This window comes from Thalassobellus citreus (assembly GCF_044385915.1).
Taxonomy (GTDB): domain Bacteria; phylum Bacteroidota; class Bacteroidia; order Flavobacteriales; family Flavobacteriaceae; genus Thalassobellus; species Thalassobellus citreus.
The window spans coordinates 149,438-172,251 of the sequence record NZ_JBISCC010000125.1 but is presented as its reverse complement, the minus strand read 5'-3'; the positions used below and the strand labels follow the sequence as shown (position 1 = coordinate 172,251).

The 22,814-nt window shown below is 30.8% G+C and carries 22 protein-coding genes; 15 read left to right on the top strand and 7 right to left on the bottom strand.

The genetic code is table 11. From position 1 onward, the window contains the following. Nucleotides 1-13 precede the first annotated feature (13 nt). The 3 genes from ACH5TX_RS11175 to htpG form a co-directional block, all read right to left on the bottom strand. Nucleotides 14-1,168, bottom strand: a complete 1,155-nt coding sequence (locus ACH5TX_RS11175; RefSeq protein WP_439339588.1) for an iron-containing alcohol dehydrogenase — start codon at nt 1,166-1,168, stop codon at nt 14-16. A 210-nt stretch (nt 1,169-1,378) separates the two neighbouring features. Next, nucleotides 1,379-2,011 (bottom strand): nitroreductase family protein, encoded by a 633-nt coding sequence (locus ACH5TX_RS11170; RefSeq protein ID WP_439339587.1) that lies wholly within the window; start codon nt 2,009-2,011, stop codon nt 1,379-1,381. Between the two features lie 83 nt (nt 2,012-2,094). Continuing rightward, nucleotides 2,095-4,005 carry a molecular chaperone HtpG gene (htpG, locus tag ACH5TX_RS11165; protein WP_439339586.1) on the bottom strand — a complete coding sequence of 637 codons (1,911 nt, stop codon included), beginning with the start codon at nt 4,003-4,005 and terminating at the stop codon, nt 2,095-2,097. 200 nt (nt 4,006-4,205) lie between these two features. On the opposite strand from htpG, the gene ACH5TX_RS11160 reads away from it, so the two are divergent. After that, nucleotides 4,206-5,219, top strand: a complete 1,014-nt coding sequence (locus ACH5TX_RS11160) for a 3-oxoacyl-ACP synthase III family protein (RefSeq protein WP_439339585.1) — start codon at nt 4,206-4,208, stop codon at nt 5,217-5,219. 638 nt (nt 5,220-5,857) lie between these two features. On the opposite strand, the gene ACH5TX_RS11155 is transcribed toward ACH5TX_RS11160, so the two are convergent. Further along, entirely contained in the window at nt 5,858-8,323 is a 2,466-nt protein-coding gene (locus tag ACH5TX_RS11155) for a TonB-dependent receptor (RefSeq protein ID WP_439339584.1), read from the bottom strand. A 101-nt stretch (nt 8,324-8,424) separates the two neighbouring features. Here ACH5TX_RS11155 and ACH5TX_RS11150 point away from each other — a divergent pair, with 101 nt between their 5' ends. Beyond that, a complete protein-coding gene (locus ACH5TX_RS11150) occupies nt 8,425-8,787 on the top strand; it encodes a CoA-binding protein (RefSeq protein ID WP_439339583.1) in 363 nt (120 codons plus the stop codon). Here ACH5TX_RS11150 and ACH5TX_RS11145 read toward each other — a convergent pair. Then, nucleotides 8,764-10,218, bottom strand: a complete 1,455-nt coding sequence (locus tag ACH5TX_RS11145; protein WP_439339582.1) for a sodium:solute symporter — start codon at nt 10,216-10,218, stop codon at nt 8,764-8,766. The genes ACH5TX_RS11150 and ACH5TX_RS11145 overlap by 24 nt on opposite strands. Before the next feature lie 124 nt (nt 10,219-10,342). On the opposite strand from ACH5TX_RS11145, the gene recR reads away from it, so the two are divergent. From recR to ACH5TX_RS11130, 3 genes are all read left to right on the top strand, one after another. Further along, complete coding sequence (gene recR / locus ACH5TX_RS11140; protein ID WP_439339581.1) at nt 10,343-10,960, top strand: recombination mediator RecR; 618 nt, start codon at nt 10,343-10,345, stop codon at nt 10,958-10,960. Nucleotides 10,961-11,031: 71 nt separating this feature from the next. Then, nucleotides 11,032-12,126, top strand: coding sequence for a glycosyltransferase family 2 protein (locus tag ACH5TX_RS11135; protein WP_439339580.1), 1,095 nt, complete (start codon nt 11,032-11,034; stop codon nt 12,124-12,126). A gap of 89 nt (nt 12,127-12,215) precedes the next feature. Next, nucleotides 12,216-13,538 (top strand): dihydrolipoamide acetyltransferase family protein, encoded by a 1,323-nt coding sequence (locus ACH5TX_RS11130; protein WP_439339579.1) that lies wholly within the window; start codon nt 12,216-12,218, stop codon nt 13,536-13,538. Nucleotides 13,539-13,548: 10 nt separating this feature from the next. Here ACH5TX_RS11130 and ACH5TX_RS11125 read toward each other — a convergent pair whose 3' ends face one another. Beyond that, entirely contained in the window at nt 13,549-14,178 is a 630-nt protein-coding gene (locus ACH5TX_RS11125; RefSeq protein ID WP_439339578.1) for a glutaredoxin family protein, read from the bottom strand. 77 nt (nt 14,179-14,255) lie between these two features. On the opposite strand from ACH5TX_RS11125, the gene ACH5TX_RS11120 reads away from it, so the two are divergent. From ACH5TX_RS11120 to ACH5TX_RS11080, 9 genes are all read left to right on the top strand, one after another. After that, nucleotides 14,256-15,032 (top strand): 3'-5' exonuclease, encoded by a 777-nt coding sequence (locus tag ACH5TX_RS11120; protein ID WP_439339577.1) that lies wholly within the window; start codon nt 14,256-14,258, stop codon nt 15,030-15,032. Nucleotides 15,033-15,207: 175 nt separating this feature from the next. Further along, on the top strand, nt 15,208-15,819 hold the full coding sequence (locus ACH5TX_RS11115) for a fumarylacetoacetate hydrolase family protein (protein WP_439339576.1): 612 nt from the start codon (nt 15,208-15,210) through the stop codon (nt 15,817-15,819). Beyond that, nucleotides 15,820-16,161 (top strand): Hpt domain-containing protein, encoded by a 342-nt coding sequence (locus ACH5TX_RS11110; RefSeq protein WP_439339575.1) that lies wholly within the window; start codon nt 15,820-15,822, stop codon nt 16,159-16,161. Next, on the top strand, nt 16,162-17,412 hold the full coding sequence (locus ACH5TX_RS11105; protein ID WP_439339574.1) for a competence/damage-inducible protein A: 1,251 nt from the start codon (nt 16,162-16,164) through the stop codon (nt 17,410-17,412). 81 nt (nt 17,413-17,493) lie between these two features. Then, nucleotides 17,494-17,730 carry a 50S ribosomal protein L28 gene (gene rpmB, locus ACH5TX_RS11100; RefSeq protein ID WP_069829467.1) on the top strand — a complete coding sequence of 79 codons (237 nt, stop codon included), beginning with the start codon at nt 17,494-17,496 and terminating at the stop codon, nt 17,728-17,730. A gap of 25 nt (nt 17,731-17,755) precedes the next feature. After that, a complete protein-coding gene (gene rpmG / locus ACH5TX_RS11095; RefSeq protein ID WP_033959164.1) occupies nt 17,756-17,938 on the top strand; it encodes a 50S ribosomal protein L33 in 183 nt (60 codons plus the stop codon). 9 nt (nt 17,939-17,947) lie between these two features. Beyond that, nucleotides 17,948-18,100: a DUF4295 domain-containing protein gene (locus tag ACH5TX_RS11090; RefSeq protein WP_439339573.1), complete on the top strand. Its 153-nt coding sequence runs from the start codon at nt 17,948-17,950 to the stop codon at nt 18,098-18,100. Nucleotides 18,101-18,354: 254 nt separating this feature from the next. Beyond that, the gene (gene ftsY / locus ACH5TX_RS11085) at nt 18,355-19,329 is read left to right on the top strand and encodes a signal recognition particle-docking protein FtsY (protein ID WP_439339572.1); all 975 of its coding nucleotides are present in this window, start codon (nt 18,355-18,357) and stop codon (nt 19,327-19,329) included. Nucleotides 19,330-19,357: 28 nt separating this feature from the next. Beyond that, nucleotides 19,358-20,833 carry a DUF6770 family protein gene (locus ACH5TX_RS11080; RefSeq protein ID WP_439339571.1) on the top strand — a complete coding sequence of 492 codons (1,476 nt, stop codon included), beginning with the start codon at nt 19,358-19,360 and terminating at the stop codon, nt 20,831-20,833. Here ACH5TX_RS11080 and ACH5TX_RS11075 read toward each other — a convergent pair. After that, on the bottom strand, nt 20,820-22,145 hold the full coding sequence (locus tag ACH5TX_RS11075) for a M48 family metalloprotease (RefSeq protein WP_439339570.1): 1,326 nt from the start codon (nt 22,143-22,145) through the stop codon (nt 20,820-20,822). The two genes, ACH5TX_RS11080 and ACH5TX_RS11075, sit on opposite strands and share 14 nt — an antisense overlap. A gap of 212 nt (nt 22,146-22,357) precedes the next feature. On the opposite strand from ACH5TX_RS11075, the gene ACH5TX_RS11070 reads away from it, so the two are divergent. Continuing rightward, nucleotides 22,358-22,795 (top strand): hypothetical protein, encoded by a 438-nt coding sequence (locus tag ACH5TX_RS11070; protein WP_439339569.1) that lies wholly within the window; start codon nt 22,358-22,360, stop codon nt 22,793-22,795. Nucleotides 22,796-22,814 lie beyond the last annotated feature (19 nt).

Below are 22,814 nucleotides of genomic sequence, written 5' to 3'. Positions count from 1 at the left end.
ACTATGATATAGTTTACATAGCTGCTTTATAAATTGCAATGGTGTCTTGTATGCTAACTTCTCTTGGGTTACCTCCAGTACAAACATCGGCAAGTGCATTTTCAGCCATTTCTTTAAAATCTTCTTCTTTTATTCCAAATTCTTTTAATCCAGAAGGTATTCCAACCGATTTAGATAGCGCTTTAATAGCTTCAATAGCTATGTTTGCGCCTTCTATATCATTCATGTCTGTAACATCAATACCCATAGCTTTAGCTACATTTTTTAATTTGTATGCACAAGCAGGAATGTTAAATGCTTCTACGTGAGGTAGTAAAATAGCATTTGCAACACCATGTGGTAAATCATACATACCGCCTAATTGATGTGCCATAGAGTGTACAAAGCCAAGTCCTGCATTAGAGAATGCTTGACCAGCTATAAATTGTCCCCAAGCCATTTGGCTTCTTGCTTCTAGATCTTGCCCGTCTACTACGGCTTTCTCTAGACTTTCAGAGATTAGTCTAATGGCTTCTAATGCTAAAGCATCAGACCATCCAAAAGCGCCTTTTGTTACATAGGTTTCTATAGCATGTGTTAATGCATCCATTCCTGTTGCAGCAGTTAAAGCGGCCGGTTTTCCTAGCATTAGTTTAGGGTCGTTTACCGCTATAGATACCAAACAGTTTTTGTCTACCATAACCATTTTTATATGGCGTTGCTCATCTGTAATTACGTAATTAATTGTAACCTCGCTAGCAGTACCTGCAGTAGTATTTATGGCTATAATAGGTAAAGACTTCTTTTTTGAAATATTGATGCCTTCGTAATCTTCTATACTACCTTTGTTTGTTGCAAGAATACCAATTGCTTTACCACAATCTTGAGGAGAGCCTCCACCAAGTGTTATAATAAAATCGCATCCGTTTTCTTCAAGTAGTTTTAAACCGTTATTAACATTTTTCACGGTTGGATTGGGTTTTACGTCATCAAATAATGTCATGTCAATATTAGATGCTTTCAAAACATCAAGTACTTCTTGTGCAACGCCTAATTTTACTAAAATTTTGTCGGTAACAAATAATGCTTTTTTGTATGGTAAACTTTTTAATTCTTCAGCTAAATCATTTAATGCTCCTGGGCCTATTAGACTTAAAGGCGGGAGATATATTCTTCTGTTTTGTAACATGGGTAAGTGTGTTTTAAAAGTAAGGTAAAAACTTAATTATAGCTACAAATGACTGCATTATATTGGGTTTTTTTTATGACTTTTATCACTTAAAGTATAGGGCTTTTATGTTTTTTTGTTTTTAATGTGATTTTGCATTTTTGATATTACTTGTAAATAAAAACCACCTTGTTCTCACAAGGTGGTTTTAATATATAGACTATGGTGTATTTAGTCAATAACAGTCACTAAATCTTCTTTAGGTTTTCTTACCTTAGGAAGGTTTGCTAACCAATCGTTTTCAGTATCTCTATAACCAATAGGTAGCATGACACAACTTCTAAGTCCTTTTGCTTTTAAACCTAATATTTCGTCTAAAGCAGTTGGATCAAAACCTTCTAAAGGAGTGCAATCTACACCTTCAAAAGCAGCAGCAGCAATAGCTTGAGAAAAGGCAATGTACGCTTGTTTTGCTGCGTGGTTAAAGTTTACTTCAGCATCTTTTTGAGGATAACTGTTTAGTAACATTTGGCGGTAGTTTTCCCAACCTTCGTTTTCAAATCCACGAACGGTATTCGTTAAATCGAACATTTTATTAATACGATCTGCTGTATAAGTATCCCAGGCAGCAAATACGAATAAGTGCGAACAGTCTGTTACTACTGATTGATTCCAAGAAACGGGTCTAATTTTTTCTTTTAACTCTTGATTAGTGATAACAATAACCTCAAAAGGTTGTAACCCACTAGAAGTTGGAGCTAAAGAGATGGCTTCAATAATATTATCTATTTTTTCTTGAGCTACTTTTTTACCATTCATGGCTTTGGTAGCATAACGCCATTTTAATTTGTCTAATAATTCCATAATATTTGTGTGTATTAATTAAAAAAAACCACTCCTACAAAGAAGTGGTTTTTAGAATGTTGTATTTCCGCGTAAGCGAAAATTTATTTAATCATTTCGTAGCTACGTTTAATGAAGTTTGTTAATTCTTCACCTTTTAATAAACCTTGAGATAAACGAGCTAAATCTAAACTTTGAGTAATTATACGCTCTTTATCTTCCTTAGCTTCTTTAGCTAAAATATCGCTCACTAAAGTAGAGTTTGTGTTTACTACTAGGTTGAACATTTCTGGCATATTACCAAACATATTCATACCGCCACCACCAGTTGCTTGCATTTCTTTCATACGACGCATAAATTCTGGTTGTGTAATTGTAAAAGGAGACTCGTTACTATCCATAGCTTCTAATTGTACCGTGAATTTTTCAGAAGGAATAACTTCTTTCAATAACTCGTCTAAAGCTTTCGTTTGATCTTCATCTAATTTAGAAATGGTTGTTTCGTCTTTCTTAATTAAATTATTGATGTGATCGCCATCTACACGTGCAAACGTAATGTTTTCTTTAGAGCTTTCTAATTTCTGAATTAAGTGAGAAACAATAGGAGAATCTAATAATAAAACCTCGTAACCTTTTGCTTTTGCAGTTTCAATATAACTGTGTTGTTCATCTTTGTTTGAAGCATATAAAATAACAAGCTTACCATCTTTATCTGTTTGGTTTGCTTTTATTTTATTAAATAATTCTTCATAAGTAAAGTATGTGTCATCAACTGTTGGGTATAACGCAAAGGCATCAGCTTTATCAAAGAATTTTTCTTCAGAAAGCATCCCGTATTCAATAACGATTTTAATATCGTTCCACTTCGCTTCAAAATCTTCACGATTTGCATTGAATAACGATTTTAATTTATCGGCAACTTTACGAGTAATGTAAGATGAAATCTTTTTTACAGCACCATCTGCTTGTAAATAAGAACGTGATACGTTTAACGGTATGTCTGGCGAATCAATAACACCACGAAGCATGGTTAAAAATTCTGGAACAATACCTTCAACATTATCAGTTACATACACTTGGTTTTGATACAGTTGAATTTTATCCTTTTGCATGTTCATATCCTGACCCATTTTAGGGAAATATAAAATACCTGTAAGGTTAAAAGGATAATCTACATTTAAATGGATATTGAATAAAGGCTCTTCAAATTGCATTGGGTACAATTCGCGGTAAAAACCACTATAATCTTCATCTTTTAAATCAGCTGGTTGTTTTGTCCAAGCTGGATTCGGATTATTGATGATGTTATCAACTGTAATTTTACGTTGAGGTTCTTTTGTTTCTTTACCGTCTTTATCAGTAATAGTTGCAGGTTCGTGTTCTGGATCGTTTATTTCCTTTGTTCCAAATTTAATTGGCACAGGCATAAACTTGTTATACTTAGAAAGTAACTCAGCAATACGAGATTCTTCTAAAAATTCAGTTGAATCTTCAGCAATATGAAGAATAATTTCTGTTCCTCTATCTGCTTTGTCTGAAGCGTCTAATGTAAATTCTGGCGATCCGTCGCACGTCCAATGTGCCGCAGGTTCGTCTTTATGAGATTTGGTGATAAGTTCTACTTTTTCCGCCACCATAAATGCAGAATAGAAACCTAAACCAAAATGACCAATAATACCAGAATCTTTTGCAGAATCTTTATATTTATCTAAAAACTCTTCAGCTCCAGAAAACGCCACTTGGTTAATGTATTTTTCAACTTCGTCTGCAGTCATTCCTAAACCTTGATCGATAATATGAAGTTTTTTGCCTTCTTTATCAATTTTAACCTCAATTTGTGGAGTACCGTATTCAGCTTTAGATTCTCCAATACTAGTAAGATGCTTTAATTTTAAAGTTGCATCTGTACCGTTGCTAATAAGTTCACGTAAAAATATTTCGTGATCGCTATACAAGAATTTTTTAATGAGTGGAAAAATATTTTCTACCGAAACATTAATACTTCCTTTTGCCATAATAAATAATTTATTTGTCATTCCTGCGAAGGCAGGAATCTGATTAATTTTTAATTTTCATTTACTTAAAGGTTGAAAGGCAACAAAAATGCCAATTCGTAAAATGTGACAAACTGACACGATTTTAAAGTGAATTGATTAAAAGATTTTGGGAAATCAATTTTTAATTTTGTATTTTGTTTTTAAATAATAGTAGCGATATGTATAATTCAAAAATAATAGGTTTAGGAAAGTATGTTCCAGATAATGTGGTAACAAATGACGATTTGTCTAAAATGATGGATACTAATGACGCATGGATTCAAGAACGTACAGGAATAAAAGAACGTAGATGGATTAAAGAAGGGACAGACGATACAACAGCAACTATGGGGGTGAAAGCTGCTAAACAAGCTATTGATCGAGCAGGGATAGATAAAGACGATATAGATTTTATAGTATTTGCCACTTTAAGTCCCGATATGTATTTTCCAGGACCAGGTGTACAAGTACAGCATGCATTAGATATTAAAACAGTTGGTGCATTAGATGTTAGAAACCAATGCTCTGGATTTGTTTATGCGCTTTCTGTAGCCGATAATTTTATTAAAACAGGTATGTATAAAAACATATTGGTTATTGGCAGTGAATTGCATAGTCGTGGTTTAGACAAAACAACACGTGGACGCGGTGTTTCTGTTATTTTTGGAGATGGAGCAGGAGCAGTAGTTTTAACACGAGAGGAAGATACTAGTAAAGGTCTTTTGTCTACACATTTACATTCGCAAGGAGAACATGCAGAAGAACTTGTACTTGTAGCCCCAGGAATGGGTAAGCGTTGGGTAAATGATATTTTAGCTGAAAATAATCCAGATGATGAAAGTTATTTTCCATATATGAACGGGCAGTTTGTATTTAAAAATGCTGTGGTGCGTTTTAGTGAAGTGATTATGGAAGGATTACAGAAAAATAATCTTGATGTAAAAGACATTAATATGTTAATTCCGCATCAAGCTAATTTACGGATAGCACAGTTTATTCAAAGAAAATTTAAATTAGAAGATAGTCAAGTATTTAATAATATTCAAAAATATGGTAATACTACGGCGGCATCTATTCCTATAGCACTTACCGAAGCTTGGGAGGAAGGTAAAATAAAAGAAGGCGATAATGTAGTGTTAGCTGCTTTTGGTAGTGGCTTTACTTGGGGAAGTGTCATTATTAAGTGGGGGTAGAAATTTAATATTTTGGGCGTTACCTTTATCCTGAATGTAGTTCAGGATAAAGGTCGGGCTTTCCGCTACAATCTTTTGCGAAAAGCAAAAGGATTTTCACTGCAATCCCTAACGCATTATCAGCCAAAGTAATAGGTTTAAATTAAGGTAAAATATATTTTTTTAACGAGTTGCCAAACAAAAAACCAGAAACTTTACAGTTTCTGGTTTTTCTAGCTATTAACCAACCCTTCAAATAACACTATTACTAGCGCAATGAATCTTAGTATATTAGACGTGTAAATCTGTATAATATTGCATAGATTTTAATATTTAACTTATTTTAACATTGTAAAACAAAGAACTCGAAATATAATATCCCGAGTTCTTTTAAATAATACATACCATATTTTACGAATTTAAACTTTGAAGCTGACTAACTCTTAAATAATTATATCGTTTTTGGTTATTGTATGCTCCTTAAACGTACAATATTGTTAATTATTGTGTTACGTTTAAAATTTAACAATTTTAACATATAAAAAGTTTAAGCAAGGTCATAAAAACAAACCCCAAAAACAATTTGTTTTTGGGGTTTTATTTAATAACCTAACAATAACACTAACCATCAACTATTATGTTGGTTATTAAAATATGGTTTACATAAATCCGCCTCCAGATTTTGTGTTATTATCTCGTTTTTTACGTTTTTTAGCACTGTATTTTCCGCCTCCAAATCTATAATTTAAACCAATATTCCAAGTGTTGCTTTCCCAATTAAAAGCACCTGTTTGTGGGAATGGTTTAGAGCCATTAAAAGCGAATTCCATAGTGTTGAAAATATCATTATAGTTAAAGCTAAATGTACCTTTACCCTTAGCAAATCCAACTCTAGCACCTAAATTAACAAAATACATAGGGTCTCTATCTAATTGTAACGATCTGTTTTTTCCTTTATAAAAACCAAATGCTGTAAGCGAAACGGTTTTGTTTAATTTAAAGTTATTAAACATTCTAAAATTCCAAGCAACATTATCTACTTCGCTAATTTTTGTTTCAATATCGTTTATAGTTGCAGTTTCAATAGGAGCAGTTAAGTTTTCAGCAATACCTTTGTTAACTTGAGAATATATATCGAAACTAGAGTTAATACTCCACCACTTTGTTGGTCTGTAATTTGAAGATAATTCAAAACCATAAGCATCTGTGCTACCAAAATTGTCATGTGTTAAAATAACACGTCCAGAATTAACATCGTTTCTGTCAATAAAGAGCGCTCTATTAATATCATCGCTTATAATTCTATAAAATACACCTCCTGTTACTGTTCCTTTTCTATTATTAAGTGTTCGTGTATAATTTGCTTCAATTGAATTGGTGAATTGAGGTGTTAAATTAATATTTCCGTATTGAGAAATTAAAGGCGTACTCCATTCTTTAATAGGATTTACTTGACCAATACCAGGGCGGTCTACACGACGACTATAACTTAATTGATAAGAATTTTTGTCTGATGCAGAATATGTTATAAATGCCGATGGATATACTTCAAAATAATCATTTTTAAAACTTTCAGTACTTGACGCTTCAGATGATAAAGCTAAAGCATCTTCTTTTACATTTTCAGCACGCACACCTATTTGCGTGGTCCATTTGTCAAACTTTTTACTATATGTTGCGTATGCAGAATAAATATCTCGCGTGTAATCAAAATTAGTGCTTGGGGTTGGTCTTAAAACACTTTCGTTATTTAAGGTTTCTCCAGTAGATGCATATAGTATGTCTGAATTAAATAAACGTGCTTGTAAGCCTAATTCTAGTTTAGTGCTTTCAGATAATGGGTTTACATAATCTAAGTTTACAGTGGTGCTTTTTCTGTCGGTATTATTAAAATCTTTATAGTTATCTTCAGGTTTAAATTTATATGTAAAATCAACAGGTCTGTCATCTTCAAAAACATTATAATCTACTTCTAATTCTATGTTATGACCATCTTTTGTGAAATCATGTTTATAATCAAAATTATATTGAGATGAGTTGTTCTTGCTTTTTGCAGCAAAGATTTGATTTTGGTTAAGAGACAAATTGTTATAAAAGAAAACATCTGTGACACCAGTTGTGCCATTTTCAGAATTATTTTGAGTCGTAAAAACTGAAATGGTGTTTTTATCATTTAAATAATAGTCTACACCAATTTTATATAGATTAGAATTTCTTTTATCTAAAAATTTTAAAAACTGCTCCGAGTTATTTTCAGATCTAAAAATATTTCCATGGTTTCTGTTTTTAGAAATGTTATTACTATAACTTCCATAAAAATTAAATTTTCCATTACGATAATTCATATCTAAAGAACTGTTGAATTTGGCTTCTATTTCATGAGTTAAACTAATATTAACCGTTCCATTAAAACCAACCATGGTGTTTTTGTGAAGTACAATATTAATAAGGCCACTCATACCTTCTGGGTTGTATTTTGCAGAAGGATTTGTAATTAATTCTATAGATTTTATAGCTGTAGATGGAATTTGTTTTAATAATTGTGCAGTAGGAATGTTTGATAATTTACCATCTACCATAACACGAACATTTTGGTTTCCGCGTAAGCTTATATCTCCTGTTTGAGCATCAACACTAACAGAAGGGATGCCTATCATTAATTCTGAGGCTGTACCTGTAGCTGCTAGGTCTTTTCCAATGGTAATAACTTTTCTGTCTACTTTCTGTTGAATTGTTGAGGTTTCGGCAATTACAGTAACAGCATCTAAACCTTCAGCTTCTTCTTCTAGATAAATATTACCAAGGCTTACTTTGTAATTACCTTTGCCTATTGTAATATTCTTATCAACAGATTTGTATCCAATATATTGAATGCTTAAAGTTATATTTCCTTCAGCTATTTTTTCAATTTCAAAAGTTCCATCTTCTAAAGTGATGCCACCAGTAATAATATCTCCGGCAGCGTTTTTAATAATAACGTTTACGTAAGGTAAGGGTTGTTTTAATGTGGCGTCTAATACTTTACCTGTAATAGAACCGGTTTTGTCAGCATTTGTTTCGGGATCTGTGTGTGCATTTGTAGATATTGCAAATAATATGCAACACATAATAATAAGTTGTTTCATTTTGATTGATTATTTTTTTGATTGATTGAATGATTATAGAATAGACGTTTAATATTTGATTATGTTACTTTAAATTTTTGCATTAACATTTTTTTAACATTATGAATAAAAAAACATTGGTGCTTGGAGCATCATTAAAAACCAATAGATATTCTAATTATGCAGTGCAAAGATTAGTTGCTAATAATTTTGAAGTTGTTGCTTTTGGAATGAAAAAAGGAACTGTTGAAGGTGTAACTATTGATACTGAATTAGTGCCTTATGAAAATATCGATACTGTTACCTTGTATCTTAATGCAAAGCGGCAAGTAGATTATTATGACTATGTGGTATCATTAAAACCTAAGCGCGTTATTTTTAATCCAGGAACTGAAAACCCTGAGTTTTATAATATTTTAAAAGAAAATAATATTGCTTTTGAAGTGGCTTGTACTTTAGTTTTACTTAGTACGAATCAATATTAAACCTAGAAATGTTATAAGACCATTTAGTGGTAGTATTTCCCAATGAAATTTATAATTACCAATAATACTTTCTGGTAGCGAGGTTATTGCAAAAGTTATAATAATTGAAGTAAGTGCAATAACCCAGGCATACTTATCTTTAATACGATGCTTTGTTAGAATACCAAAAGCAAATAAACCTAATAATGGGCCGTAAGTAAATGTGGCAAACTTAAATAAGTTGCTTACTACGTTGCCTTCAAGTTGGTTAAAAATTATTACAACAATAATTAATAAAATAGAAACTCCAATGTGAACTTTTTTTCTAAGTGGTTTTTGCGCTTCTATTGGAAGTTTTTCAATGTTTAAAAAATCTACAGAAAATGATGTTGTTAACGATGTTAAAGCGCTGTCGGCACTTGAATAGGCCGCAGCAATTAAACCAATAATAAAAGTAACAGCTAATCCTGAACCTAAACCTTGATTCATGGCAATTTCAGGAAACAGTAAATCGGTTCTTGTTTTGCCATCAACAATAGGGATTTGTAAGCCGAACTTTTCTGCATAAATAAATAATAAGGCTCCTAGCGATAAAAAGAAAAAGTTAACAAAAATGAGTAGTGTTGCCATTGTAAACATATTCTTTTTAGATTCTTGTGGTGTTTTACAAGTTAGGTTTTTTTGCATCATATCTTGGTCTAAACCTGTCATGGCAATAGCAATAAAAATACCTCCAATAAAATATTTCCAGAAATAAGTTGCTGCGTTTGGATCGTCAAAAAAGAATATTTGTCCTCTTGAAGAAAAGGCGTTAGAATTTAAAAATTCAATATAAGTCCAATCTAACTTTTCATTAATTAAATAAATGGCAACACCAACAGACGTTAACATGGCTAAAGTTTGTAATGTGTCTGTCCAAATAATAGTTTTTATACCACCTCTATTGGTGTAAATCCAAATTAATAAAATGGAAATAACTACTGTTGCCCAAAAAGGAATTCCAATACTTTCAAAAACAATATATTGCATTGCTAAAGCCACCAAAAAGAGCCTGAAAGAAGCACCTGTTACTCTAGAAAGTAAAAAGAAAAAAGCGCCAGTTTTATAACTTACTTTTCCGAAACGTTGTTCTAAGTATTGGTAAATAGAAGTTACATTAAGCTTGTAATAAATAGGGAGTAACATAAAAAGGATAAACAAATAACCAACAAAAAAACCAAAAACACCTTGCATGTATGCAAATTGTTGTCCGCCAATCATACCAGGAACCGATATAAATGTAACTCCAGATAATGAGGCGCCTATCATTCCAAAAGCAACTAAATACCATGGTGCCGATTTGTTTGCTTTAAAAAAAGCGTCGTTAGAATCTTCTTTTCCTGTGAAATAGGATATTAAAATTAAAACGACAAAATAGGCCGCTATTAATAATAGAATTTGTGTTGCAGTCATAAAACCAATTTTTTCAAGTTTTCAAATTACAAATATTAAATTTCAAAATCCAAACGCATGAGCTGTTATTTAAAAGAGTTTGTTAAATTAGTTAAATTCAAGTCTAAATATTAATTTCGCACCCATGGAATTTTCGTCAAAATTACTAGAGCGTGCCGTAAACGAAATGTCTCAATTACCAGGTATTGGTAAACGTACGGCATTGCGTTTGGTGTTGCATATGCTTAGGCAACCCAAAGAGCAAACTTTTGCTTTGGCTGAAGCGCTGCAAACAATGCGTAATGATGTGAAGTTTTGTAAATCTTGCCATAATATTAGCGATACCGAGCTTTGTGAAATTTGTTCAAGCCCAAATCGGAAAGAAGATATCATTTGTGTTGTAGAAGATGTTAGAGACGTAATGGCTATAGAAAATACAAGTTCTTTTAAAGGTTTGTATCATGTATTAGGTGGTAAAATTTCGCCTATGGATGGAATAGGACCACATGATTTAAATATAGAATCTTTGATAAATAAAGTTAGAGATGGTAAAATTAAAGAGTTGGTTTTTGCATTAAGTTCTACTATGGAGGGAGATACGACCAATTTTTATATTTATAAACAAATTCAAGACTATAAAGTCTTTACATCAACTATTGCTCGAGGAATTTCGGTTGGCGATGAGTTAGAATATGCCGATGAAATAACTTTAGGAAGAAGTATATTAAATAGAATTCCGTTCGAATCTTCATTAAAACTTTAGAAGGAATATAATATTTAATTTTAAAAAGCGTTTAGCTACCCAAACCACCAACCTAAATTATATTAGTATTCTTGAAGCTCTCTGTCATTATTTTAAATTATAACGTTTGTCACTTTTTAGAACTTTGTTTAAAAAGTGTTGAAAAAGCTACTTCAACTATTAATTCAGAAATTATTGTTATCGATAATAATTCAATCGATGGTAGTTGCGAAATGGTAAAAAGATTGTTTCCTGAAGTTACTCTTATAGAGAACGATGAGAACTCTGGGTTTTCAAAAGGTAATAATATAGCTGTTTCTAAAGCAAAGGGTGAGTATTTGTGTATTTTAAATCCAGACACCGTAGTAGCAGAAGATACTTTTGTAAAGCTTTTAAGTTTTGCTGAAAATAAAGAGAAATTAGGTATTGTTGGTTGTAAACTTATAAACGGATCTGGAGTTTTTCTGCCCGAGAGTAAAAGAAATATACCCTATGTAAATGTTGCATTTAAAAAGTTTTTCGGAAACTCTGAGGAATATTATGCTAATCATTTAAATAAGAATAGTATTGGTGAAGTAGATATTTTGGTTGGTGCCTTTATGTTAATAAAGCGTGAGGTTTATAATAGTGTTTTAGGATTTGATGAAGACTACTTTATGTATGGAGAAGATATTGATTTGTCATATAAAGTGCATAATGCGGGCTATCAAAATTATTATTATGGAGAAACGTCTGTAATTCATTTTAAAGGCGAAAGCACTTTAAAAGATAAATCTTATGCACGAAGGTTTTATGGCGCTATGCAAATATTTTATGAGAAGCATTTTAAAAAGAATAAGCTTTTTGATCTTTTTGTATGGGCAGGAATAATAGTTATGTGTTTTTTTAGACGATTACCTAAAGTTAAGAAAAAAAATATACTTAATTATCTTTTTATTTCTGATAAAATGAATGAGCAATTAAAGGATAAATTATCTAAAAATATTATTTTAAAATCTAATTTAGATAATGTAAAAAAGGATACTGAAGTTATTTTTGATGCTAATGTTTTAAGTTACAAGGAAATTATAACTTTGATTGAGAAAAATAACAATGATAATATTACCTTTAAAATATTACCTAATGCTTCTAATTTTATTTTAGGAAGCGATAATGGTTTTAGAAGAGGAGAGATTATCCAGTTTTGATTTGTTTTATTAAAAATAATTAATGTAAACCACTCTTTTTTTGTTAATTTTGCAAGCGAAAATTAAAAAACAAGTTTTACGTTATTGATATGGCAAAATTCGAGCTTAAATTACCAAAAATGGGTGAAAGTGTTGCGGAAGCAACGATTACATCTTGGTTAAAAGAAGTAGGAGATATTATAGAATTGGATGAAGCGGTCTTAGAAATAGCAACAGATAAAGTTGATAGTGAAGTACCGAGTGAAGTTGATGGAGTATTAGTTGAAAAGTTTTATAATGTAGATGATGTTGTTCAGGTTGGTCAAGTTTTGGCTATTATAGAAACAGAAGGAGGTGATGATGTTTCTAATGATAAGAATGAGATTAATGAAGAACAAAAGCATAAAGCAGTTGTTGAAGCTGTAGAGCAAACAATAAATATTGCAAAAGAAACAGTAACTCCAGTAGTTTCTAGCGAGAATCGTTTCTACTCACCTTTAGTAAAAAATATAGCAAAGCAAGAAGGCGTTTCTCAACAAGAATTAGATGCGATAAAAGGAACAGGTAAAGAAGGACGTGTTACTAAAAATGATATTTTATCTTATATTAAAAATAGAGGGAATCAAAAGCCTGTTATTCAAAAAGTAGAAACTCCAGAAGCAATTCAAAAAACTGTTGTAGGAAAGCCAAAAGAGGTTTCTAAACCAGTAGTGGTTAGTAGTGGTGAAGATGAAATTATAGAAATGACCAGAATGGGCAAACTTGTTGCACATCATATGGTTGACTCTGTTCAAACATCTGCTCACGTGCAAAGCTTTATTGAAGCCGATGTTACTAATGTTTGGAATTGGAGAAAGAAGAATAAAGATGTTTTTATGAAGCGAGAAGGTGAAAATTTAACCTTTACGCCTATATTTATGGAGGCTATTGCTAAAGCGCTTCGCGATTATCCTATGATGAATATTTCGCTTCAAGGCGATACCATTGTTAAAAAGAAAAATATTAATTTAGGTATGGCGGCAGCTTTACCTGATGGTAATTTAATTGTGCCTGTAATAAAAAATGCCGATCAGCTTAATTTGGTTGGTATGACAAAACAGGTAAATGATTTAGCTAATCGCGCACGTTTAAATCAATTAAAACCAGATGATATACAAGGAGGAACTTATACCGTTACTAATGTAGGAACATTTGGTAGTATTATGGGGACTCCAATTATTAATCAGCCACAGGTGGGTATTTTAGCTTTAGGAGCTATTAGAAAAGTACCAGCTGTTATTGAAACGCCTGAAGGCGATTTTATAGGTATTCGTTATAGAATGTTTTTGTCGCATTCTTACGATCATCGTGTTGTTAATGGAGCGTTAGGAGGTATGTTTGTTAAAGCTGTAAAAGATTATTTAGAAGCTTGGGATATTAATAGAGAGGTTTAAAAGTCATATTCTACAAATTATTTAGAATGTCGACTAACTCTTTTTTAGACTTTATACCTCTGTAAACATTAGATTTTGTTTGAAGAATTAAGACGTCATTTTCAATATTACCTATAGGTTTGTTTGCTGCTTTTAAAGCTTCAATTAATTCGTTTTGGTTTTTAATAATATCTTTTTGTTCGTAGGCTATTTTATATTTTTCAAAAAGTGTTTTCGTGTCTTCACAAAGGTTACAATCTTTAGAAAAGTAAAGAGTGAGTTGTTTTGTTTTTAAGGCATCATCAAAATTAATTTCAAAATCATCAAAATCTTTTCTTATTCTTAATTCCTGGCTTACTTCGTTAACAATAAACATTTTGTTGTATTCAGACGGCTTATTTGCTAGTTTTATTAATGTTAACAAATGCTTTTCGCTATTAGGTTCTATAGTAGTTAGCACAGGTCTGTTACTGCTCCTTCTATAGTTGTTTGTTTCTATTCGCAAGAATACAGAGTAACTTATAGAGTCTTCATTTTTAGCAAAAAACTCTAAACGTTTGCCGTTTGTTTTTTCTATTAATGTAACAAATTCATGATCTGGTTGAGAAAAGGAACTAAGTGAAAAAAGTAATATGAAAAGGCAAATAAAAAGTGATTTCATTTTTTTAGTGAATAAGAGTTTTGCTAAAATAATTAGAAATATTAAAAGTATCTTTGCATAAATTGTACCAAAAATAAATGAATTTAAATCTTTCTAAACCTATATGTTTCTTCGATTTAGAAACAACAGGAATAAATATATCCAAAGACCGAGTTGTTGAAATTTCAATTCTTAAAGTATTTCCTAACGGAAATAAAGAAAGCAAAACATGGTTGGTTAATCCGGAAATGGAGATTCCACAAAACGTTATTGATATTCATGGAATAACGAATGAAAAAGTAGCAAACGAACCAACGTTTAAAGCACTTGCAAAGGATATATATAACATGATTAAAGATTCCGATTTAGGAGGTTTTAATTCTAATAGATTTGATATTCCGCTTTTAGCAGAAGAAATGCTGAGAGCAGATATAGATTTTGATATGAAAAAATGTTTGGCTGTTGATGTGCAAACTATTTTTCATAAAATGGAACAACGCACTTTAAGTGCCGCTTACAAATTTTATTGCGGTAAAGAATTAGAAGGTGCGCATGGAGCTGAAGCTGATACAAATGCCACTTACGAGGTGTTAAAAGCTCAAATAGAAAAGTACGACGACTTAGAAAACGATACGAAGTTTTTGGCAGAATTTAGTGCTAGAAACCAATTTGCAGATTTTGCTGGATTTATAGCTTATAATAAAAAAGGTGAAGAATATTTTTCTTTCGGTAAGCATAAAGGGAAATTAGTGACCGAAGTTTTAGAAAAAGAACCTGGTTATTTTGGATGGTTATTAAATGCCGATTTTCCGTTATACACTAAAAAAGTACTTACAGCTATTAAATTAAGGAGTTTAAATAATAAATTGGGTTAAAAATTAATACGGAAGTACGAAGTTAGAAGACTGCATGCTACAACTTGCGTTAGGGATTGCAGAGGAAAGCCCACAGCGACCTTTTTTGGGAGCGAGGACTTGTAACGAAAAGCCCGACCTTTATCCTGAACTAAATTCAGGATAAAGGTAACGCCCAAATTAAAATTTATAAGAGATGAAACTCATTTGCATTGGTAGAAATTATACCGAACATATAAAAGAATTAGAAAACGAAAAACCAAATGATCCGGTAGTATTCTTAAAACCAGACACAGCAATTCTTTTAAAAAAACAACCTTTTTTTATTCCAGATTTTTCTGATGATGTGCATTATGAAGTTGAGGTTTTGGTTAAAATAAATAGAGTAGGTAAGCATATTGATAGAAAATTTGCTCATAAATATTATAATGAAATTGGTTTAGGTATAGACTTTACGGCGCGCGATTTACAAGGTGAGTTAAAAGCAAAAGGATTGCCTTGGGAAAAAGCGAAATCTTTTGATGGTGCTGCTGTAATTGGTAATTGGCTACCAGTTAGCCAGATAGAAAGTATTGATGCTGTTGAGTTTTCTTTAAAAAAGAACGATAATATTGTTCAAAAAGGAAATACAAGCCATATGTTATGGAAAATTGATGAATTAATAGAATATGTGTCAAAATATTTCACTTTAAAGATTGGAGATATTATATTTACAGGCACACCTGCAGGAGTTGGCAGGGTCATTGCAAACGATAAATTAAAAGGTTTTATAGAAGACAAAGAAATGTTTTCAATAACAGTAAAATAAATGGAACAACATTATAAGTTATTTAGAGTACGCGAATTAGCAGATAACGACGAAGATTTTATAGCAACTTTAGCTGAAGCTTTTTTAGAAGAAGTGCCAGAAGATGCAGAACGATTAAAAAAAGCAGTTGCAGAGGTAAACTATCAAGAAGCATATCAAGCAGCACATAAAATGAAGCCAACAATCGATTTGTTTGAATTAGGCGTGCTTGATATTTTAATTGAAATTCAAGATTGGGGAAAGTTTACAAAAACAGATTTAGATATAGCTCCCCAGTTAGAAATTTTTATATCTAAAGTAGATAAGGCTGTAGCCGAAATGAAATCTGATTTTAATTTATAAATGTTAGCTGAAATAATTACCATAGGAGACGAGCTTCTTATAGGTCAGGTTATTGATACGAATTCTTCGTATATAGCTAAACAATTAAATAAAATTGGTATTTCGGTTTATCAAATAACATCTATACAAGACGATAAACAACATATATTAAATGCATTTAAAGATGCAGAAAGTAGAGTTGATGTTATTATAATTACAGGAGGATTAGGCCCAACTAAAGACGATATTACCAAAAAAACAATAGCAGAATATTTTAATGACACTCTAGTTCTAGATGCTTCTGTATTAGATAATATAGAAAGTATTTGGAAACAGTATGTCAGGCAAACCTTGTTACAAGTAAATAAAGATCAAGCCTTAGTGCCTTCTAAAGCTACAGTTTTAATGAACAAGCTAGGTACTGCTCCTGGTATGTGGTTAGAAAAGAATGATACTGTTTTTATTTCACTTCCTGGAGTGCCTTTTGAAATGAAGGGGTTAATTGATGATGCTGTTATTCCTAAATTAACAGATAAATTTGATTGTCCGTATATATTACACAGAACATTATTAATTCATGGCTTAGGAGAAAGCACATTAGCTGCTCGAATAGAGGCATGGGAAGATGCCTTGCCCAAATATATAAAGTTAGCATATTTGCCTAGTTTGGGTAATATGAGATTACGCTTATCTGCAAAAGGTTTTGATGAGAAAACAATTAAAGAAGGTGTTCAAAAACAAATTGATGCTGTAATTCCTTTAATAAAGGATGAATTTTTAGGATTTGAAGATGAAGACGGATCTATTGAAGCTATTATTGGAAAGCTTTTAACTAAAAAAGGAGAAACGGTTGCAACTGCAGAAAGTTGTACTGGAGGAAAAATAGCCGAACGATTTACAATAAATTCTGGAGCATCGGCATACTTTAAAGGAAGCGTAGTTAGTTATGCAACCGATTCGAAAATTGACGTTTTAGGCGTTTCAAAAGATGCAATTAACGAACATTCTGTCGTTAGTGGCGAAGTTGCAGAGGCTATGGCGCAGCATGTTTTGCAATTATTTAAAACAGATTACGCTATTGCAACAACAGGAAATGCAGGTCCAACAAAAGGCGAATCAGATGCCGAAGTTGGTACAGCTTTTATTGCAATTGCAACAAAAACAGGTGTTTACTCAGAGAAATTCATGCTAGGTAATCATCGCACAAAAGTGATAAATAAAGGGGCAAATAAAGCCTTTGAAATGTTATTAAAAGAAATTTTTAAAAATTGATAAAAATTAAATTGTCATAACATAAAGATTTTATATATTTGCACCTCGATTTTAAGCAACAAGAATTTAAAGTTATAAATAATGTCAAGAGTTTGTGAACTTACAGGAAAGAAGGCAATGGTTGGAAACAACGTGTCTCATGCATTAAACAGAACTAAACGCAAGTTCAATGCGAATTTAGTTAAGAAACGTTTTTATATTCCAGAAGAAGACAGCTGGATAACTTTAAAGGTTTCTACATCTGCTTTAAAAACAATCAACAAAATAGGTATTTCTGCAGCGATTAAAGATGCAAAATCTAAAGGATTTTTAAAATAATATCTGCATTTAAATAAGTAAAGAAATGGCAAAGAGAGGAAACAGAATACAAGTAATATTAGAATGTACTGAGCATAAAGAGTCTGGACAACCAGGAACTTCAAGATACATTACTACTAAAAACAAAAAGAATACGCCAGATAGAATGGAGATTAAAAAATTTAATCCAATTCTTAAACGTATGACAGTTCATAAAGAAATTAAATAATTATAGATCATGGCAAAGAAATCAGTAGCATCATTACAAACAGGATCTAAAAGATTAACAAAAGCAATAAAAATGGTAAAGTCTCCAAAAACAGGAGCTTACATGTTTGTTGAATCTATAATGAATCCAGACCAAGTAAACGACTTTATAGCTAAAAAGTAAATACTTGTTTTTATAAGATACTCAAAAGCAGCTTTCTGTATAGAAAGCTGCTTTTTTATATTTATATTTGAATGGTTTTCTCTGACATATTAGCAGTATTGTAAATATGGTAAGGAAATTGACAATAATAATATAGGCGTTACCGCAAGGGTCGGGCTTTCCGCTAAATCTTTTTTGAGAAAAACAAAAAAGGATATCGCATCAATCCCTAACGCAGAGTTAGATTATATATAACAATCAATCTATAATTAAGAATGAGTTTTTTTAAAAAAATATTTTCTTCAGAAAAAAAAGAAACATTAGATAAAGGTTTAGAAAAAACTAAATCTAGCTTCTTCGGTAAATTAAGTAAAGCAGTAGCAGGAAAATCTAAAGTAGACGATGATGTTTTAGATAGCTTAGAAGAAGTGCTTGTATCTAGTGATGTTGGTGTAAACACAACACTTAAAGTTATTGAGCGTATAGAAGAACGTGTGTCAAAAGACAAATATTTGGGTACTGATGAATTAAATAAAATTCTTCGAGAAGAAATAGCTGGCTTGTTGAGTGAAACCAATACTGGTGAAGAAACAGAATACACCATTCCTAACTTACCAAAACAAGCAGACGGATCTAAAACACCGTATGTATTAATGGTAGTAGGTGTAAATGGTGTTGGAAAAACAACCACTATAGGAAAATTAGCTTATCAGTTTAAAAAACAAGGATTAAAAGTAGTACTTGGTGCAGCCGATACTTTTAGAGCAGCAGCTATAGATCAGTTACAAGTTTGGGCAGATCGCGTAGATGTGCCAATGGTAAGACAAGATATGGGAAGCGATCCGGCTTCTGTAGCTTTTGATGCACTACAATCTGGAGTAAATCAAGATGCCGATGTTATTATTATAGATACAGCTGGCCGTTTACACAATAAGATAAACTTAATGAACGAGTTAACTAAAGTTAAACGTGTCATGCAAAAAGTAGTTGGCGATGCGCCACACGATGTATTATTGGTTTTAGATGGCTCAACAGGTCAAAATGCTTTTGAGCAAGCAAAACAGTTTACAGCGGCTACAGAGGTTACATCATTAGCCGTTACAAAATTAGATGGTACAGCAAAAGGAGGTGTAGTGATTGGTATTTCAGATCAATTTAAAATTCCTGTAAAATATATTGGAGTAGGTGAAGGCATTGAAGATTTACAAGTGTTCAATAAATATGAATTTGTAGATTCGTTTTTTAAGTAAAAACTTTATTTCTATTTATTTTGATGATATGAAAAAGCTATTACTTTTTAGTGTTTTATTGATATCTATTTCTCTAAATGCACAGATATCTAGTTTGACTAATTTAGCTTCTGGTAAAATGGAGGTTTTCTCTCCAATTTTTGAAAAGGACCAAAATGTTTATGGCTATTTTACTTTGTTTAAGCTTGATAAACTAAGTGAGAATGAAGAAAAATATGAATATGTAATTCTAGATAAAAATTTAAACAAAGTAGCTAATGGAGAATTTATTGATGCTTCTTATAAAGGTATTTATTCTAGGTATTATGCTCCAGATAAAGTTGGTGATAACTTAATTTTAACAAAACGCTATGGTAATATGAATGGCACTATAGCATTTACTTCTTCAACAATTCTTGAGCTAAATAATAATATTATTCAAGAACCATTTTATTTTCAAAAAAACAATTTAAAAATAGGGTCTAGGGCTATTGATGATCTAAAAAAAACACAGCGTAAAACAAAATTTTTAAATGTGCCAATAGGTTTTAATAACGGGTATTTGGTTATTGAAGCTAAAAAGAAAAATATAAGAGTAAACCCAACAAGTGTTTCTTTTTATAATTTAAATCATGATAAAGTTTGGGATTATAATTTTGGAGATGATAGTCAAAGGTCAGAATATAGTTTAGTTTCATTTGATGAGAATGTTTTATATTTTTCTTATGCTACAGATGCATATAAAGATACAAATGTGAAATTTTTACAAATTGATTCTAATACAGGAAAATTAAATTATAGTTATTTATTGGAAGATATTAATTCTAAGTATAATTATAACTATACTGTTAAGAGGATCGATAATAAAACTATTTTAACTGGAAAAATAAGTCCTTATAGAGTAGCTTCTGGCTATGATTATAATAATCCTGTTGGTTTGTTTAAAATTGTGTTAGATGAAAATGGAAACGAGTTGTTTAAAAAATACTTTTTATGGGAGGAAGCTAGCGAGTTTATAGAAATGAATAAAAAAGGAAAGTTAGAAGCTGGTTATAAGCTTTTTGTACAGTCTTATTTTATTTTCAAAGATGAACGAATTGTTGTTCTTTCAGAAAAATTCAAAATTGGTAATAATATATTAGTTGGAGGAATAGTTAAAACAACAGATTTTGTTTTATTAGAATTTGATGCCGATTTTAATCTAAAAGCAGTAGAAACAATAAAGAAAGATTTAAGTAAGTTTTCATCTTCTGACTTTTTGTTTGCACAATATTTAAATGATGAAAACGATGCTGTTTTCTTTTATCAAGATTATCAAAAAGATACAGAAACAAAAGAAAAGAATTGGGTTTTAGGAATTGTATCTATTGTAAATGGAGATATAAATCATGAAAAGATACCAATGTCTTCTGATGATTTCTTTATTAGTCCATATATAGCAAAAGAAGGATATATTTTATTAAGAGAATATAATAAGAATTCCGATTTTGATAAAATAAGATTAGAGCGTCTTAATTTAAATTAGTTGTAGTATTATAGTAATCTGCTATTTTTTTAATTTCTTCTAAATTTAGGTTCCATATAAAATTTAAAAACCTTTGATAGCTTTCACTTTGATTATTAGGTGATAATCTGTCAACATATCTGTTAAGTTGATATTTCTTTTTAGCTTCGTATAATGCTTCAAAATTTATACCAATCCATTTTTTGTAATAATTACTATTATTGTTTTCTGTTTCTAGCCTATTAAGAATTAAATAAAGACTTAATCCGTATTCATTCAAATAATAAAAATTTTCAATTGCTGCTTGTTTAGCTATTTGTTTTAAATTATTAAATCGTTTGCTATTTGAATGGTCTATTTTAAAATCAGAATTTAATTCTGAAAATGATAATTTTAATTTAGAAATTCGGTCATCAATTTCTGGGTGGTCTTTTAAAGAATCTAGATTTATTTTAGATTTATAGAAATCGTAATTGTATTTTTTAAAATCTTCATTTTCTAGCCATTTACTTTTAAATGCCTGCTCAGGGATATTAAATACCTTAGTATAAACTGTTGAATCTATAACTATTGATGGTACAGAATCGTATTTTTTTAATAAAAGTAAAGCATCTATAAAATCGTTTTTTTGAGAAGAGGCATTATTAAATAAAACATATCCAAGAGAATCAGCCTCAATTTCTTGTTGTCTTCTTTCTTCGCCATCGGCATATAATAAGCTTTTAAGAAGAGAAAAGGAGCGAGTACCTCTATTGTATTTGTTGGCTTTAATAGATTTAGAGATATTTGATTGATTTGATAAAACAGACGAATTTATATGAGCTCTTTTGTTAATACTTTTCTTTGAATGTTCTAAAACTTGATGAGCGACCTCGTGTGATATAACCGAAAATAATTGATGTTCATTTTCAAAAAAAGAAAATAAACCAATGTTTAAAATTATTGTGCCATCACCAATACTAAAAGCATTAGGGTAAGGGTTTTTTGTTAAATATAAATTAATATCTTCATCTTTTAAAATAGGATTTTTTTGTTTTAAGGAAAAAGATAAGCTATCTACATACTTTTGAAAACGATCTTCAAATAGAAGCTTCTTATTATTAATAATTTCTAAAAAATGAGTTTGAGATTCTTTATAAAAGGATAATACTTCTTTGCGCATTTTTCCTCTATAGGAACCTTTTACTTGGTCATTAAAAATCTTATATTTTGTTTCAAACTGTTTTGATAATGTTTTCCGTTTTTCGTAATCTGTAGTGTCAATGAGTTGATGGTTTTGACTAAAAGAACAGGTTATAGAAAGACAAAATACTATAAGTGAAATATGATTCATTGGTTTGATTTAGAGTTTCAAAAGTAATGAATAATGATTTGTTTTAATAATGTCAATTTTTTAAGACTTCAAGAAATTTAAATAGATGTTATTGAGTTTAACTCATATTCTTATCCCAAAAGTTAAGCTTTTCATAAAACTTCAAAAACCACTTCATTTTAAATAATCACTATTTGGTTGTATTGGTAAATTAATATAGTTTTGACTTTGTAATGAATAAGACGTTAAAAACATATTTATTATTAGTAGCAATTCTAATGCTAAATGCATTTGCAAATTTATATGCAAGTTCAATTTATGGCATTAAAGAAAGCGCGTTAATACAGAATAATAAAGAGTTACTAACAGTTCATTCTTTAGAAGAAGAAAAAGAAATTTTTCCTGTTTTTAATTCTGCTCTACCTAATCAAGATCATACATTTTTTGCTGAACCTATAGAGGAAAGTGAAAATCAAGAAGAGAATATTGAAGAAGAATTAGTCGTTCCTAGCAAGCTTTTATCTTTAAGTAATCCTGGTTTCGCTATTCTCTATGTGCAATTATTTGAAGATGCTTCTTGTAAAGTTCAAGAATTTAGACTTCGAACTAAATATTTTTTTAGTAATACATCACTTCGATTACATGCTAAATTTCAGGTTTTTATAATCTGATTCCTTTTTGTCAGTCCGT

Excerpts from the sequence above, each read along its gene's own strand:
- ACH5TX_RS11130 (WP_439339579.1), top strand. The coding sequence starts at position 12,216 with ATGGCAAAATTCGAGCTTAAATTACCAAAAATGGGTGAAAGTGTTGCG.
- ACH5TX_RS11070 (WP_439339569.1), top strand. The coding sequence starts at position 22,358 with ATGAATAAGACGTTAAAAACATATTTATTATTAGTAGCAATTCTAATG.
- rpmG (WP_033959164.1), top strand. The coding sequence starts at position 17,756 with ATGGCAAAGAGAGGAAACAGAATACAAGTAATATTAGAATGTACTGAG.
- htpG (WP_439339586.1), bottom strand. The coding sequence starts at position 4,005 with ATGGCAAAAGGAAGTATTAATGTTTCGGTAGAAAATATTTTTCCACTC.
- rpmB (WP_069829467.1), top strand. The coding sequence starts at position 17,494 with ATGTCAAGAGTTTGTGAACTTACAGGAAAGAAGGCAATGGTTGGAAAC.
- ACH5TX_RS11110 (WP_439339575.1), top strand. The coding sequence starts at position 15,820 with ATGGAACAACATTATAAGTTATTTAGAGTACGCGAATTAGCAGATAAC.
- ACH5TX_RS11150 (WP_439339583.1), top strand. The coding sequence starts at position 8,425 with ATGAATAAAAAAACATTGGTGCTTGGAGCATCATTAAAAACCAATAGA.
- ACH5TX_RS11120 (WP_439339577.1), top strand. The coding sequence starts at position 14,256 with ATGAATTTAAATCTTTCTAAACCTATATGTTTCTTCGATTTAGAAACA.
- ACH5TX_RS11170 (WP_439339587.1), bottom strand. The coding sequence starts at position 2,011 with ATGGAATTATTAGACAAATTAAAATGGCGTTATGCTACCAAAGCCATG.
- ACH5TX_RS11175 (WP_439339588.1), bottom strand. The coding sequence starts at position 1,168 with ATGTTACAAAACAGAAGAATATATCTCCCGCCTTTAAGTCTAATAGGC.
- ACH5TX_RS11145 (WP_439339582.1), bottom strand. The coding sequence starts at position 10,218 with ATGACTGCAACACAAATTCTATTATTAATAGCGGCCTATTTTGTCGTT.
- ACH5TX_RS11155 (WP_439339584.1), bottom strand. The coding sequence starts at position 8,323 with ATGAAACAACTTATTATTATGTGTTGCATATTATTTGCAATATCTACA.
- ACH5TX_RS11080 (WP_439339571.1), top strand. The coding sequence starts at position 19,358 with ATGAAAAAGCTATTACTTTTTAGTGTTTTATTGATATCTATTTCTCTA.
- ACH5TX_RS11105 (WP_439339574.1), top strand. The coding sequence starts at position 16,162 with ATGTTAGCTGAAATAATTACCATAGGAGACGAGCTTCTTATAGGTCAG.
- ACH5TX_RS11090 (WP_439339573.1), top strand. The coding sequence starts at position 17,948 with ATGGCAAAGAAATCAGTAGCATCATTACAAACAGGATCTAAAAGATTA.
- recR (WP_439339581.1), top strand. The coding sequence starts at position 10,343 with ATGGAATTTTCGTCAAAATTACTAGAGCGTGCCGTAAACGAAATGTCT.
- ftsY (WP_439339572.1), top strand. The coding sequence starts at position 18,355 with ATGAGTTTTTTTAAAAAAATATTTTCTTCAGAAAAAAAAGAAACATTA.
- ACH5TX_RS11160 (WP_439339585.1), top strand. The coding sequence starts at position 4,206 with ATGTATAATTCAAAAATAATAGGTTTAGGAAAGTATGTTCCAGATAAT.
- ACH5TX_RS11115 (WP_439339576.1), top strand. The coding sequence starts at position 15,208 with ATGAAACTCATTTGCATTGGTAGAAATTATACCGAACATATAAAAGAA.
- ACH5TX_RS11075 (WP_439339570.1), bottom strand. The coding sequence starts at position 22,145 with ATGAATCATATTTCACTTATAGTATTTTGTCTTTCTATAACCTGTTCT.
- ACH5TX_RS11125 (WP_439339578.1), bottom strand. The coding sequence starts at position 14,178 with ATGAAATCACTTTTTATTTGCCTTTTCATATTACTTTTTTCACTTAGT.